This window comes from Streptomyces sp. NPDC050988 (assembly GCF_044456225.1).
GTDB lineage: Bacteria > Actinomycetota > Actinomycetes > Streptomycetales > Streptomycetaceae > Streptomyces.
This window is the reverse complement of sequence record NZ_JBITFQ010000016.1, coordinates 121,262-136,079: the sequence shown is the minus strand read 5'-3', so window position 1 is coordinate 136,079 and position 14,818 is coordinate 121,262. Positions and strand designations below refer to the sequence as shown.

Genomic DNA, 14,818 nt, shown 5'->3' with positions numbered 1-14,818 from the left:
AGCCCCGGCAACCGATAAGGCAAGCCCACAGAGGGGCGCCCCAAAGGGGCGCGGGGAACTGCGCGCTCAGCCACAACGAACGCACACGCGCCAACGAACACGAGCCCCCACGAGAAACCAGCACCTTGCAGGCGAGGTTGAAACGGGCGGAGCGGGCGGGAAAGCCAAAAAAGGATCACCGAAGACTCCGCACATCCAAATGCCGCAACACCCGATCCACCACCTCAGGATCGGCCCCGGCCTCACTCCGCGCGGCCAACACCTCATGCCGAGCCGCCGACAACATCTCCCCCTGAATCCGCCGAACCCTCTTGATCCGCCGAACCCGATGCTCGTGCCCCTCCCGCCGTTCGTCCTCCCCCATGTCGGGACTGATCCGGAACCCGATGTCGAACGCCCGCCGCAACAACTGCTCGGACAGCTCGTCCGGCAGCTCCTCGACCGCCTCGATCTCCCGCAGCCGCCGCTTCGCCGCCTTCGCCGCCCGCAGGGCCAACGCCTTCTCGAACTCCTGCTCCCGATCCGTGTCGGCCCGCACCCCCAGCCTCCGGACCAGCCACGGCAGACTCAGCCCCTGCACCACGAGCGTGGCCATGATCACACCGAACGCGATGAACACCATCTCGTCCCGGTCGGGAAACGGCGCCCCGCTGTCCGTCTCCAGCGGGATGGCCAGCGCGAGGGCCACGGAGGCCACTCCCCGCATCCCGGCCCACCACATGACGACGGTCTCCCGCCAACTCGTCGGAATGTCCTCGTCGTGGTCCCGCTTCGCGTGCAACCGCTTCGTCAGCCAGGTCGCGGGCAGCAGATACGCCAGCCGTACGAACACGACGACCCCCACGATCGCGGCGGCCCACCCGAGCATCTCCTCCCACCGCCCGGACGCCGTCCTGATCGCGTTGTGCAGTTCGAGCCCGATGAGGCCGAACGCCACCCCGGTGACCAACGTGTCGACGATGTCCCAGAACGTGTGCCCGGCGAGCCGCGTCATCACGTCGTCGGCGTCGTTCGCGTACTCCGCCAGGAACAACGCCGTGGTGAGCACCGCCAGCACCCCGGACCCGTGCAACTCCTCGGCCAGTACGTACGAGGCGTACGGCACGATCAGGGTCAGCCCGATCTGCAGCGTCGGGTCCCCGAGGTAGTCCATCAGCCGGTTGGCGCCCCACCCGAGCCCGAAACCCATCGCCACGGCGACGACGGCGGACAGCAGGAAGTCCAGCGCTGCACTCGGCAGCGAGAAGGTGCCACTGACGGCGGCGGCGATGGCGACGTGGTAGAGCACGATGGCCGTCACGTCGTTGAACAGCCCCTCGCCCTCCAGGATCGACACCAGCCGGCGCGGCAGCCCGAGCTTGCCCGCGACGGCGGTCGCCGCGACCGGGTCGGGCGGCGCCACCAGCGCACCGAGCGCCACGGCGGCGGCGATCGGCAGCCCGGGCACGATCGCGTGCGCGACCACGGCCACCACCGCCGTGGTGACGAACACCAGCGCCACGGCAAGCAGGAAGATCGGCCGTTTGTTGGCCGTGAACTGCCGCCAGGAGGTACGTCGTACGGCCGCGTACAGCAGCGGTGGCAGCAACGCGGGCAGGATCAGCTCGGGCGGAATATCAACGTTCGGTACGAATTCGAGGACGGCCAGCACGATTCCGAGCAGCGTCATCAGCACCGGCGAGGGAACCCCGAGGCGGTCCCCCAGCGGGACGCTCAGCACAGCCCCGAGCAACATCACGAACAACAGGGCCAACTGATCCACGATCAGCACTCCGGACGGGGTCTAGACGATCAAGAACGGCCAGACCCCAAGCGTGCCACTGAACCCGCCCCTCATTTCAAACGCAGAGCAACAGAAGCGCCCTTTGAGGGGCGCGGGGAACTGCGCAGTCTTTATGCTTTTAGGGGCGCGGGGAACTGCGCGACCAGCCCCCACCGGCCCGCGGCCAGAACCGCAACCGGAACCCCAGCCGCCCTAAAGACTCCGTCGCATCGCCAGATGCGAAATCCCCGCATCGAGAAACTCCGGCCCGTAAGCCACATACCCCAGCCGCTCATAAAAACCGAGCGCATGCGTCTGCGCGTGCAGATCCACCGCCGTCAGCCCACGCGCGCGTGCCGCCTCCTCGATGCCCCGCACGAGCGCGACCCCGACACCGAGCCCACGCGCGGCCTTGAGGACGGCGAGCCGCCCCAGGGACCCGACACCGGGCTCACCGCCGGTCTTGGCGGCCGCCACCTCTCCGTACAGCAGCCGCCCCGCACCGAACGGCAGCCCGTCCTCGCGCACGGCGAGAACATGCACCGCATCGGCGTCGTACGCGTCGTACTCGAGGTCCTCAGGGACCCGCTGTTCGACGACGAAGACCTCCTTGCGCACCGCGAAGCAGGCCTCACGGTCGGCGGGGTCCTCGGCCACGCGCACCACGTAGGACGACGGGCTCATGCGTAGCTCTCCTCCCGGACGCGGTCCAGCGCCTGCTGCAGGTCCTCGGCGTAGCCGCTCTCGAACTCGACCCACTGGCCGTCCCCGGGGTGCTCGAAGCCGAGCTTCACGGCCTGCAGCCACTGCCGGGTGAGCCCGAGCCGCTTGGCGAGCGTCGGGTCCGCGCCGTAGGTCAGGTCGCCGACGCAGGGGTGCCGGTGGGCCGACATGTGGACGCGGATCTGGTGCGTGCGCCCGGTCTCCAGCTTGATGTCGAGCAGCGAGGCCGCGCGGAACGCCTCGACCAGGTCGTAGTGCGTCACGGAGGGCTTGCCCTCGGCCGTGACCGCCCACTTGTAGTCGTGGTTCGGGTGCCGGCCGATGGGGGCGTCGATGGTGCCGCTGGTCGGGTCCGGGTGGCCCTGGACGAGCGCGTGGTAGCGCTTGTCGACCGTGCGCTCCTTGAACTGGCGCTTCAGCGACGTGTACGCGTACTCCGACTTGGCGACCACCATCAGGCCCGAGGTGCCCACGTCCAGGCGGTGCACGATGCCCTGGCGCTCCGAGGCGCCCGAGGTCGAGATCCGGTACCCGGCGGCGGCGAGCCCGCCGATGACGGTCGGCCCCGACCAGCCGGGGCTGGGATGCGCGGCGACACCGACCGGCTTGACGATCACGACCACGTCGTCGTCGTCGTGCACGATCTCCATGCCCTCGACGGGCTCGGCGACGATCTGCACGGGCACGGGCGCCTGCGGCATCTCGACCTCCAGCCAGGCGCCGCCGTGCACCCGCTCGGACTTGCCGACCACCGAGCCGTCGACCGTGACCTTCCCCGCCGCGGCAAGCTCGGCGGCCTTCGTGCGGGAGAAGCCGAACATGCGGGAGATGGCGGCGTCGACACGCTCGCCCTCCAGGCCGTCGGGCACGGGCAGGTTACGGATCTCGGGACTGGTGCTCACCCGTCGAGTATGCCGGACAGGTCCGACACCCCTGACCAGAGCCCGAACAACAGTGCCCCCCGACGGCCCCGTGGACGGCCCTCGATCCTCGATCCTCGGACCTCGGCCCTCAGTGCCCAGTCCTCAGACCTCAGTCCTTGTGGACGGTGCCGTCCGGGTCGAGCCCGCGGAAGGACAGCAGCACGATCAGGATGCCGCCGCAGACGATCGCGGAGTCGGCGAGGTTGAAGACGGCGAAGTGCTTGGGCGCGATGAAGTCGACGACCGCGCCCTCGAAGACACCCGGCGCGCGGAAGATCCGGTCCGTGAGGTTGCCGAGCGCACCGCCCAGCAGCAGGCCGAGCGCGATCGCCCAGGGAAGGCTGTAGAGCTTGCGGGCGAGCCGGGCGATCACCACGATCACGGCCGCGGCGATCACCGTGAAGATGACGGTGAAGGCCTCGCCGATACCGAAGGCCGCGCCCGCGTTGCGGATCGCCTCGAACCGCAGCCAGTCCCCGATGATCTCGATCGGCTCGTGGTGCTCCAGCTTCGCGACCACGATCATCTTGCTGACCAGGTCCAGCGCGTACGCGAGGACGGCGACCGTGAACAGCACAGCGATCCGGCGCTTGCCCCTGGAGGGCTGGGCCGGGGCCGCCGCTTCCTCCTCGGAACCGGAGTCGGAGCCCTGGCCCTCGGCAGGGTCCTGCGCCCCCTGGGCATCGGACCGCTCGCCCGCCGCCGCGCTCTGGTCGGTCTGCTCCGGCTCGGCGCCAGCCGCCTCCGGGATATCCGGCGTACCGATGATCCGCTCCGCCTCTGCCACGTGAGTCCCTCAACCTAGGTGCCTGACTGAGGACGAGAGTACGGCACGGCCCACCGCGCCCATGTGCTCAGGAGGCGCACCGGGCCGATCAGTATCGGATCATTGGCCGATCAGTAACGGCGCTCCTGCTTCTGCTTGCACTCGACGCACAGGGTGGCGCGCGGGAAGGCCTGCATACGGGCCTTCCCGATGGGATTGCCACAGCTCTCGCAGAGCCCGTAGGTGCCCGCGTCCAGGCGTTCGAGGGCGCGCTCGTCCTGCTCCAGCATCTCCCTGGCGTTGGCCGCGAGCGCCATCTCACTCTCGCGCGTGATGTTCTTGGTGCCGGTGTCGGCCTGGTCGTCGCCCGCGCCGTCCCCGGAGTCGCGCATCAGGCCCGCCAGGGACTCCTCCGAGTGCGTGATCTCGGCACGCAGCCGCAGGGCCTCCGACATCAGTCCCGTGCGTGCCTCCGCGACCTCCTCGGGGGTCCAGGGGTCCTCACCGGGGCGTACCGCGAGTTCGCCGGGCTCCGCCGCGGCGATCCGCGCCTTGGGGACCGCGCCTGCCTTGCTCGCCGCCTTCGCCGTGGCCGTGGCCGTGGCCGTGCCAGGAGTCTTCTTCGCAACCACCGTCGTGGCTCCCGTCGTCTTGGCGGCCTCCGCCGCACCCTCGGCCGCGGTAGCGACCGCTTTCTTGGCCGTACGTGTGCCCTTCCTGCCCGCCTTCTGCGAGGGCCCGGCGGCGGAGACGCCCGCCTCACCCGCCCCCTTGCCGGCGGCACTCTCCTTGGTGGTCTTCTTCGCGGGAACCGCCTTGACGGCCGCCTTCTTGGTGGAGGCCTTCTTGGTACCGGCCCTTTTCGTAGTGACCTTCTTCGTAGCGACCGTTTTCGTAGCGGCCGTCTCGGCGATCGCCCCCTCCGTGGAGGCCGCCCCCGCGCCAGCCCTCTTCGGAGCAGCCGCTTTCCTGGTGGCCGACTCCTTGGTGGCGGCTTTCGCAGTGGCCGACTTCTTGGCGGCCGCTTTCTTGGTGGCTGACTTCTTGGTGGCCGTTTCCGAAACGGCCTTCTTCGAAGGAGCGGTCCTCACGGCGTCCTTCTTCGCCGCGGCCTTCTTCACAACGGCCGTCTTCGTGGCGCCGGCCTTCGTAACCCCCGCCTTCGTAGCCCCCGCCTTCGTGGCGGCTTCCTTCGTGGCGGCTTCCTTCGTAGCGACCGTTTTCCGACCGGCCGCCTTCGTGCCACCGACCGTCTTCTTGGCCTCGCCCTGCTTCGCCGCGCCCTTCGCGGACCGCTCCGCCCCCATGGATCTGCCGGACGCCGACTGCTGTACGGCGGTCTTCTTCGCCACCATGGCCGCGGCCCCTTCACATATTGTGATCTTGCTCGCGAATCGTGCTGGGACGATAAATCGACTTGAGTCCCGCGGCAACGGGGCACGCCGCCCGATTCGCCCGCCCCGCCCGTACCGCGCGGCGAGCCTGCAAGCGTTGTGCCCAGCTCCCCGCCGGGTAATCCGCCGAGTCGGCCGTCCCAGGATGCGAACACGGCCGCCTCGGCATTCGGGTCAGTCCGCGCGCCTCCCCGGCGCCCCGCCACCCTTCGCCCGAGGGCCCGGGAAATCCGGTCGGCCGCTGTCCGCCCGGCGCCGTACACTGGGCGGAGCGAGAAGCGTGGATGGGGACGAGTAGCGGCGTACGCAGCCAGGAGCGACCCGGGGACGGTGCGAGCCCGGGGGCCGGCGCGACGTGAAGATCACCCCGGAGCCGCCGGAAGAAAGCCGCAGCCGAGAGGCACGAAAGGCAGCGGCCGGTAGACCCGGCATCGCGACCCCAATGAGGGGGCTCACCGGCGCGCAGGAAGCGGCGGAGAGCCAAGGAGGGTGGTACCGCGGGAGCACGCCGCACACGGCGTAGGTGACAACACAGCTCTCGTCCCTCCGGACGGAAGGCAGAAAGTCCGCCGGAGGAAGCTCGTTGAATACGCAGCCGAGTACACAGCCGCAGTACCGCCAGGTGCCCGCCCAGGTGGACCTGTCCGCCCTCGAGCACGCCGTGCTCGACTTCTGGCGCGAGCAGAAGATCTTCGCCAAGACCCTGGAGCAGTCCGAGGGCCGCCCGGAGTGGGTGTTCTACGAAGGCCCGCCCACGGCCAACGGCATGCCCGGTGCCCACCACATCGAGGCGCGCGTCTTCAAGGACGTCTTCCCGCGCTTCCGCACCATGCGCGGCTACCACGTGGCCCGCAAGGCCGGCTGGGACTGCCACGGCCTCCCCGTGGAGCTGGCGGTCGAGAAGGAGCTGGGCTTCAACGGCAAGAAGGACATCGAGGCGTACGGCATCGCCGAGTTCAACGCCAAGTGCCGCGAGTCCGTGACCCGCCACACCGACGCGTTCGAAGAACTCACGACCCGCATGGGTTACTGGACCGACCTGAACGACCCGTACCGCACGATGGACCCCGAGTACATCGAGTCCGTGTGGTGGTCGCTCAAGGAGATCTTCAACAAGGGCCTGCTGGTCCAGGACCACCGCGTCGCCCCCTGGTGCCCGCGCTGCGGCACGGGCCTCTCCGACCACGAGCTGGCGCAGGGCTACGAGACGGTCGTCGACCCCTCGGTGTTCGTCCGTTTCCCGCTCACCTCCGGTCCGCTCGCGGGCGAGGCCGCGCTCCTGGTGTGGACGACGACCCCGTGGACCCTGGTGTCCAACACCGCGGTCGCCGCCCACCCCGACGTCACCTACGTGGTCGCGACGAAGGGCCCGTCCGGTGACGAGAAGCTCGTCGTCGCCGAGCCGCTCGTCGAGAAGGCACTCGGCGAGGGCTGGGAGACCACCGGCCAGTCCTTCACGGGCGCCGAGATGGAGCGCTGGACATATCAACGTCCGTTCGAGCTCGTCGAGTTCCCGAAGGACGAGCCCGCCCACTACGTGGTGAACGCGGAGTACGTCACGACCGAGGACGGCACGGGTCTGGTTCACCAGTCCCCCGCCTTCGGCGAGGACGACCTCAAGGTCTGCCGTGAGTACGGCCTGCCCGTGGTGAACCCGGTCCGCCCCGACGGCACGTTCGAGGAGGACGTCCCCCTGGTCGGCGGCGTCTTCTTCAAGAAGGCCGACGAGAAGCTCACCGAGGACCTCCAGCAGCGCGGCCTGCTCTTCAAGCACATCCCGTACGAGCACAGCTACCCGCACTGCTGGCGCTGCCACACCGCGCTCCTCTACTACGCGCAGCCGTCCTGGTACATCCGCACCACGGCCATCAAGGACCGCCTCCTCCAGGAGAACGAGAAGACCAACTGGTACCCGGACTCGGTCAAGACCGGCCGGTACGGCGACTGGCTGAACAACAACATCGACTGGGCGCTGTCCCGCAACCGCTACTGGGGCACCCCGCTGCCGATCTGGCGCTGCGAGGACGATCACCTCACGGTCGTCGGCTCCCGCGCCGAGCTCTCCGAGCTGACGGGCACGGACCAGTCGGACCTCGACCCGCACCGCCCGTTCATCGACGAGGTCACCTTCGCGTGCCCCCAGTGCGAGAAGACGGCCACGCGCGTCCCGGAGGTCATCGACGCCTGGTACGACTCCGGTTCGATGCCGTTCGCGCAGTGGGGCTACCCGTACAAGAACAAGGAACTCTTCGAGTCCCGCTACCCGGCACAGTTCATCAGCGAGGCCATCGACCAGACCCGCGGCTGGTTCTACACGCTGATGGCGGTCGGCACGCTCGTCTTCGACAAGTCGTCGTACGAGAACGTGGTGTGCCTCGGCCACATCCTCGCCGAGGACGGCCGCAAGATGTCCAAGCACCTGGGCAACATCCTGCAGCCGATCCCGCTGATGGACCAGCACGGCGCGGACGCGGTCCGCTGGTTCATGGCGGCCGGCGGCTCCCCCTGGGCGGCCCGCCGCGTCGGCCACGGCACGATCCAGGAGGTCGTCCGCAAGACGCTCCTCACGTACTGGAACACGGTCGCCTTCCAGGCCCTGTACGCCCGCACGTCCAACTGGGCGCCCAGCGAGGCCGATCCGGCCCCGGCGGACCGCCCGGTCCTGGACCGCTGGCTCCTGTCCGAACTCCACGCGCTCACCGACCAGGTGACGCAGGCTCTGGAGGCGTACGACACCCAGCGCGCCGGCAAGCTCCTCTCGGCGTTCGTCGACGACCTGTCCAACTGGTACGTACGCCGCTCGCGTCGCCGCTTCTGGCAGGGCGACAAGGCGGCACTGCGCACCCTGCACGAGGTCGTCGAGACGGTCACGCGCCTGATGGCCCCGCTGACCCCGTTCATCACCGAGCGGGTCTGGCAGGACCTGGTGGTGCCCGTGACCCCGGGCGCCCCCGAGTCCGTACACCTGACGTCCTGGCCGGAGGCGGACCTGTCCGTCATCGACCCGGAGCTGTCCAGGCAGATGGTGCTCGTACGCCGTCTCGTGGAGCTGGGCCGTGCCACGCGCGCGGAGTCGGGGGTGAAGACGCGCCAGCCGCTGTCCCGCGCGCTGGTCGCGGCGACCGGATTCGGGTCCCTGGACCGTGAACTGCACGCGCAGATCACGGAGGAGCTGAACGTGAGTTCGCTCGCGTCCCTCTCGGAAGTGGGCGGCTCGCTGGTCGACACGACCGCCAAGGCCAACTTCCGCGCGCTGGGCAAGCGGTTCGGCAAGGGCGTACAGGCGGTGGCCAAGGCCGTCGCCGAGGCCGACGCGGCCGCGCTGTCCCTGGCCCTGCGCGAGGGCACGGCGTCGGTGGAGGTCGACGGCGAGACCATCACGCTCGCCCCGGACGAGGTGATCATCACGGAGACCCCGCGCGAGGGCTGGTCCGTCGCCTCGGACTCCGGCGCGACGGTCGCCCTGGACCTGGAGATCACCGAGGAGCTGCGTCAGGCGGGCCTGGCCCGTGACGCGATCCGCCTGATCCAGGAGGCCCGCAAGAACAGCGGCCTGGACGTGGCCGACCGGATCGCCCTGCGCTGGACGTCCACGGACCCGAAGGTGATCGCGGCGCTCACCGAGCACTCCGCCCTGATCGCCGACGAGGTCCTCGCCACGGACTTCGCCTCCGGCGAAGGGGACGAGGGGTATGGCGAGCCCTTCTCCGACGAGGGGCTGTCTCTGAGGTTCCGTCTTCGTAAGGCGTAGCCGACTGTTTCACCGGAGGTTCTGCCACCAGGTCGCCACGTGAGGTCGTGGGGGACTGCCGGTCAGCTGTGGCTGATCGCGCAGTTCCCCGCGCCCCTGATGGGACCGGAGTCCAGCCGCGACCGGACACAGAAAAATGGGCGGGCCCCCGGTTTCCCGGGAGCCCGCCCATTTTGAACGCTGCCGACGCCTAAGGCGTACGGGAGGCCGTCAGTTGTCGTCCTCGTCGATCAGGAAGCCACGCATCGGCGAGGGCGCCTGCTGCATGGGCGAGGGGCCCTGCGGCCGGACCGGCGCCATCGGCTGGGTCATGGCCGGCGACATCTGCTGCTGACCACCGTAGGACGGCGGGGCCGGAGCCGGGCCACCCATCTGCTGGCCACCGTAGGACGGCGCGCTCGCCCCGGCCGGAGCCATGGACGGGCTCGGCGACGACGGAAGCGACGCGGCGGCCGGAGCACGCGGCGGAGCCAGCGAGTCGTCGGCCTGGGTCTCCAGCTGACGCAGCTGCGACTCCAGGTAGGACTTCAGACGCGTGCGGTACTCGCGCTCGAAGCCACGCAGGTCCTCGACCTTGCGCTCCAACGTGGCGCGAGCGGACTCCAGGGAGCCCATCGCCACGCGGTGCTTCTCCTGCGCGTCCCGCTCGAGAGCGTCGGCCTTGGCACGGGCGTCGCGCTCCAGACCCTCGGCGCGGCTGCGGGCCTCGCCGACGATCTTGTTGGCCTCGGAACGGGCCTCGGCGATCGCCTGGTCGGCGGTCTGCTGCGCCAGCGAGAGGACACGGGCGGCGCTGTCGCCACCGGGGCCCTGGCCGGGCTGACCCATCTGCGGGCCACCGTGACCGCCCATCGGTCCACCCATGGGACCGCCCATCGGGCCGCCCATCTGCTGGGGCATCTGCTGCTGCATCTGACCCTGCATCTGCTGCTGCATCTGACCGGGACCCTGACCCATGGGGCCCTGGCCCATCGGACCCTGACCCATCGGGCCGGGACCCTGCTGGCCACCCTGGGCACTGGGGCCCGCGGGCAGCTGCGGCGCACCGCTCGGCAGCTGGGGCGGGCCGCCCATGGGGCCGCCCATCTGCTGCTGCGGCGGACCCGATATGCCGGCGGGCACGGGAGCGCCGGGACCGCGCATGCCCTGCGGAGGTCCTTGCTGTTGCTGCGGATCCTGCTGTTCGGGCGGCTTGCGCATGCCCTGCTGCTGGTTCTGCGCGGCGGCGCGTGTGGCGGCGGCCAGCTTGGCGCGCAGGTCCTCGTTCTCGCGGAGCAGGCGGGTCAGTTCGGCTTCGACCTCATCGAGGAAGGCATCGACCTCGTCCTCGTCATAGCCTTCTCGGAGGCGGACGGTCGTGAACTGCTTGTTCCGCACGTCCTCGGGGGTCAACGGCATCTCTTCACCTCAACGTAGTCGTCGGCATCGTCGGCGTTCGGCAAGACCGTATCGTTCACAGCCGGCTCACAACGGAGATCAGGATGTAGACGATGATCATCAGTACGAAGAAGGACAGGTCGAGCGCCACGCCCCCGAGACGCAGCGGCGGGATGAACCGCCGCAGAAGCTTGAGCGGTGGATCAGTGACAGTGTAGGTGGCCTCCAGAACGACCACCATCGCCTTGCCGGGTTGCCATGAGCGGGCGAACTGGAAGACGTAGTCCATGACCAGCCGGAAGATCAGCACGATGAGGAAACACATCAGCGCGACGTAGAGAACCTGCGCAACCACGCTCATGATCCGTGCTTCCCTCTCCCCTGTTTCCGTGCCTTGTCCGGTCCTGCGTCTCAGCTCTGGTTGAAGAACCCGCCCTCTGCGATGCGAGCCTTGTCCTCCGCCGTGACATCGACGTTAGCAGGCGACAACAGGAACACCTTCTGCGTCACCCGCTCGATGCTCCCGTGAAGACCAAACACCAAACCCGCCGCAAAGTCGACAAGTCGCTTCGCGTCTGTGTCATCCATCTCGGTCAGATTCATGATCACCGGGGTGCCCTCACGGAAGTGTTCCCCGATGGTACGGGCCTCGTTGTAGGTCCGGGGGTGCAGTGTGGTGATCCTGTACGGCTCTCGTTCCGACACGACCTTGGGCATGATCACCGGTGCGTTCTTCTCCAGGCTTTGACGTTCTTGTGTGATGGACGCCACGGGGGCGATTCGCGCCGGACGCCCTGATTCCGCGGTGAGCGAAGCGGAATGTGACACGGGATCGCGCTGCACGGGCGGTTGCACCACTCGTACCGATTCGTCCCGTTGGGACTGATGCGGCTGGTGTGATTGATGCGACGGCTCGTGCCGTCGGCGGTCCCGCTCGGGCTCCGGATCAAGCTCGGGCTCGAAGTCGTCGTCGGGGTCGAAGCCCCTGCCGTCGTACCCATCGTCCTCCACGAGGCCGAGGTAGACCGCCATCTTGCGCATCGCGCCGGCCATGCTCTGAGTCCTCCGCTCTGTGGTGGATCGGCTGACTGTTGCCAAGTGCCCGCGATCCACGAGGTCGTTATGCCCACCTATGGTGGTAATGACCATATTTTCTGCTGTGGTCCGACTTCTTGGCGACGTTACCCGAGCCTGGGGCGGACTCCGAGTACCGCAGTACCGACGCGCACATGTGTCGCTCCGGCTGCCACGGCCTGTTCGAGGTCCGCACTCATCCCTGCCGAGACCATGTTCGCAGCCGGATGGGCGCTGCGCAGGTCAGTCGACAAATCCATCAGCCGCTCGAACGCCGCCAGTTCACGCCCGGCGTACTCCCCGGAGAGCGGGGCGACGGTCATCAGTCCGTCGAGCCTCAGCCCCGGAGCCTCGGCCACGAGAGCGCCCAACTCCTCGATACCGTCGGGTCCTACACCACCGCGCTCGCCCAGTCCACCCTTTCCCGCCACGGATTCCTCCGCGTCGAGCGCGACCTGGATGAGGCACCCCAGCTCGCGCTCCCGCCGCACCGCCTCCTTCGACAGGGCGGTGACGAGCCGGGCCCGGTCGACGGACTGCACGACATCCGCGTAACCGACCACGGAACGCACCTTGTTGGTCTGCAACTGACCGACGAAGTGCCAGGAGAGGGGCAGATCCGAGCAGGCCGCGGCCTTGGGCGCCGCGTCCTGGTCACGGTTCTCGGCGACGTGACGCACACCGAGTTCCGACAGGATCCGCACATCGTCGGCCGGGTAGGTCTTGGTGACCACGATCAGGGTCACCTCTTCGCGCTTGCGCCCGGCGGCCACACACGCCGCCGCGATACGCTCTTCCACTTTCGCCAGGTTTCCGGCGAGTTGAGCCTTACGGTCCGTCATGCCCCATCAGTCCAGCCACACATAGCCCGCGAGCCGACCCGTGGTGCGGTCCCTGCGGTACGAGAAGTGATCATCGGACTCCAGCGTGCACACCGGCGACTGCTCCCGGTCGCGCACCCCGAGCCGCCCCAGTTGCACGTGCACCCCCGCGGCCACGTCGACCGCCGGCGTGCCCCAACTCGTCTCGGCGTACGCCGCGGGCTCGACGGCGGCGACCTCGGCGCGCATCGCCTCCGGCACTTCGTAGCAGCGGCCGCAGACGGCGGGACCGGTGCGGGCGACGATGCGCGCGGGGTCCGCGCCCAGCGACTCCATCGCGTCGATCGTCTCGGGCACGATCCCGGCGACCATGCCGGGCCGCCCCGCGTGTGCGGCGCCGACCACTCCGGCGACGGGGTCGGCCAGCAGGACCGGGACGCAGTCGGCGGTGAGTACGGCGAGGGCCAGCCCCCGGGTCGCGGTCACCAGACCGTCGACCGGCGGGGTGGCCCGGGCGTTGGTCCACGGCCCGTCGACCTCGGCGACGTCGCTGCCGTGCACCTGATTCATCCAGACCACGCGACTCGCGTCGAGTCCCAGGGACTTGGCCGCCCACAGCCGATTGGTCTGTACGGCAGCGGGGTCGTCACCGACCGCACCGCCGAGGTTGAGCTCCTCGTACGGAACGGCGCTCACCCCGCCCCACCGGTCGGTGAAGGCGAAGTGCGCGCCGCTCTCAGTGCCCACCAGGGAGCGCTGTCCTATCACTTGAGGAAGTCCGGCACGTCCAGCTCTTCGGCCGCGCTGTCCGAGTACGTCCGCGACGGCGGGACCGGCGGGGAGACCGACGGCAGTTCGTTGCTCACGGGCTCCGGAGCGGGCTCCGGGGCCTCCTTCGGCGTGACGCTGCCCAGCGAGCCGAAGGACGGGCGGCTGTCGCCCGACCGGGCCGGTGTGGGCTCGTCGCGCTTGGCGGAGGACGAGCCGAGCACAGTGTCCCGCTTGGACGGGGGCTGTCCGCCGTCGAAGCCGGCCGCGATGACGGTGACCCGGACCTCGTCGCCGAGCGCGTCGTCGATGACCGCGCCGAAGATGATGTTGGCCTCGGGGTGCGCGGCCTCGCTCACCAGCTGGGCGGCCTCGTTGATCTCGAACAGGCCGAGGTCGGAGCCGCCGGAGATGGAGAGCAGCACGCCTCGAGCGCCGTCGATGGACGCCTCCAGGAGCGGCGAGGAGATCGCCATCTCGGCCGCGGCCACCGCGCGGTCGTCGCCGCGGGCCGAGCCGATGCCCATGAGCGCCGAACCCGCCTCGGACATCACGGACTTGACGTCGGCGAAGTCGAGGTTGATCAGACCGGGCGTGGTGATGAGGTCGGTGATGCCCTGAACACCGGAGAGCAGGACCTGGTCCGCCGACTTGAAGGCGTCGAGGACCGAGACCTGGCGGTCCGAGATGGACAGCAGCCGGTCGTTCGGGATGACGATGAGGGTGTCGACCTCTTCGCGGAGTTCCGCGATGCCGTCCTCGGCCTGGTTGGCGCGGCGCCGTCCCTCGAAGGTGAACGGACGCGTGACCACGCCGATGGTGAGGGCGCCGAGCGAGCGGGCGATGTTGGCCACGACGGGTGCGCCGCCGGTGCCGGTGCCGCCGCCCTCGCCGGCTGTCACGAAGACCATGTCGGCCCCCTTGAGGACCTCCTCGATCTCCTCGCGGTGGTCCTCCGCCGCCTTGCGGCCGACGGCCGGGTTGGCTCCGGCGCCGAGTCCGCGGGTGAGTTCGCGGCCGACGTCGAGCTTGACGTCGGCGTCGCTCATCAACAGCGCCTGGGCGTCGGTGTTGATGGCGATGAACTCGACACCCTTGAGACCGACCTCGATCATCCGGTTGATGGCATTGACACCACCGCCGCCGACACCGATGACTTTGATGACTGCGAGGTAGTTCTGCGGTGCTGCCACGTCGAAGGCCTCTCGCCTCGAGTTACGTGTCGCCGCCTCGCACGTTCGCGATCCGACGACTGATGCCGAATGGGACGGTCCGAACGCCGACCCGAACCCTAACGCTGAAGTTTAGGGTTACCAGTGTGTCTGTTCCTTGGACTCTTCCGAACAGGACACTAAGTCGACAAGTGGCGCACGTTCAACGAACACGCCGAACCTCCCGTTTTTCTTTTCACCCTATGTGATCAGCCGTAGCGCTGCCCAACCAGGGTGCTGGCCTGCGC

At 69.1% G+C, this 14,818-nt stretch carries 12 protein-coding genes; 1 reads left to right on the top strand and 11 read right to left on the bottom strand.

Annotated features, from left to right (window positions below):
* Positions 1-175: 175 nt before the first annotated feature.
* From ACIBEI_RS29830 to ACIBEI_RS29810, 5 genes are all read right to left on the bottom strand, one after another.
* Positions 176-1,762, bottom strand: a complete 1,587-nt coding sequence (locus ACIBEI_RS29830; protein WP_398893322.1) for a Na+/H+ antiporter — start codon at positions 1,760-1,762, stop codon at positions 176-178.
* 213 nt (positions 1,763-1,975) lie between these two features.
* Positions 1,976-2,446, bottom strand: a complete 471-nt coding sequence (locus tag ACIBEI_RS29825; RefSeq protein WP_398893321.1) for a GNAT family N-acetyltransferase — start codon at positions 2,444-2,446, stop codon at positions 1,976-1,978.
* Positions 2,443-3,387, bottom strand: coding sequence for an RluA family pseudouridine synthase (locus tag ACIBEI_RS29820; RefSeq protein ID WP_398893320.1), 945 nt, complete (start codon positions 3,385-3,387; stop codon positions 2,443-2,445). Before ACIBEI_RS29820 ends, ACIBEI_RS29825 begins: the two co-directional genes overlap by 4 nt.
* Positions 3,388-3,517: 130 nt before the next feature.
* On the bottom strand, positions 3,518-4,195 hold the full coding sequence (gene lspA, locus ACIBEI_RS29815; protein ID WP_398893319.1) for a signal peptidase II: 678 nt from the start codon (positions 4,193-4,195) through the stop codon (positions 3,518-3,520).
* Positions 4,196-4,305: 110 nt separating this feature from the next.
* Complete coding sequence (locus ACIBEI_RS29810; protein ID WP_398893318.1) at positions 4,306-5,529, bottom strand: TraR/DksA C4-type zinc finger protein; 1,224 nt, start codon at positions 5,527-5,529, stop codon at positions 4,306-4,308.
* A gap of 622 nt (positions 5,530-6,151) precedes the next feature.
* Here ACIBEI_RS29810 and ileS point away from each other — a divergent pair.
* Positions 6,152-9,319: an isoleucine--tRNA ligase gene (gene ileS / locus ACIBEI_RS29805; RefSeq protein ID WP_398893317.1), complete on the top strand. Its 3,168-nt coding sequence runs from the start codon at positions 6,152-6,154 to the stop codon at positions 9,317-9,319.
* A gap of 210 nt (positions 9,320-9,529) precedes the next feature.
* Here the strand turns inward: ileS and ACIBEI_RS29800 are convergent, their stop codons facing one another.
* From ACIBEI_RS29800 to ftsZ, 6 genes are all read right to left on the bottom strand, one after another.
* Entirely contained in the window at positions 9,530-10,717 is a 1,188-nt protein-coding gene (locus ACIBEI_RS29800; protein WP_055612104.1) for a DivIVA domain-containing protein, read from the bottom strand.
* A 55-nt stretch (positions 10,718-10,772) separates the two neighbouring features.
* Positions 10,773-11,057, bottom strand: coding sequence for a YggT family protein (locus ACIBEI_RS29795; protein ID WP_055612103.1), 285 nt, complete (start codon positions 11,055-11,057; stop codon positions 10,773-10,775).
* A 50-nt stretch (positions 11,058-11,107) separates the two neighbouring features.
* Positions 11,108-11,749 (bottom strand): cell division protein SepF, encoded by a 642-nt coding sequence (locus tag ACIBEI_RS29790; protein ID WP_055612102.1) that lies wholly within the window; start codon positions 11,747-11,749, stop codon positions 11,108-11,110.
* Between the two features lie 128 nt (positions 11,750-11,877).
* Positions 11,878-12,612 carry a YggS family pyridoxal phosphate-dependent enzyme gene (locus tag ACIBEI_RS29785; protein WP_398893316.1) on the bottom strand — a complete coding sequence of 245 codons (735 nt, stop codon included), beginning with the start codon at positions 12,610-12,612 and terminating at the stop codon, positions 11,878-11,880.
* Between the two features lie 6 nt (positions 12,613-12,618).
* On the bottom strand, positions 12,619-13,359 hold the full coding sequence (gene pgeF / locus ACIBEI_RS29780; RefSeq protein WP_398893315.1) for a peptidoglycan editing factor PgeF: 741 nt from the start codon (positions 13,357-13,359) through the stop codon (positions 12,619-12,621).
* Positions 13,356-14,552, bottom strand: a complete 1,197-nt coding sequence (ftsZ, locus tag ACIBEI_RS29775; RefSeq protein ID WP_383937081.1) for a cell division protein FtsZ — start codon at positions 14,550-14,552, stop codon at positions 13,356-13,358. The genes pgeF and ftsZ overlap by 4 nt, the downstream gene beginning before the upstream one ends.
* Between the last annotated feature and the right edge of the window lie 266 nt (positions 14,553-14,818).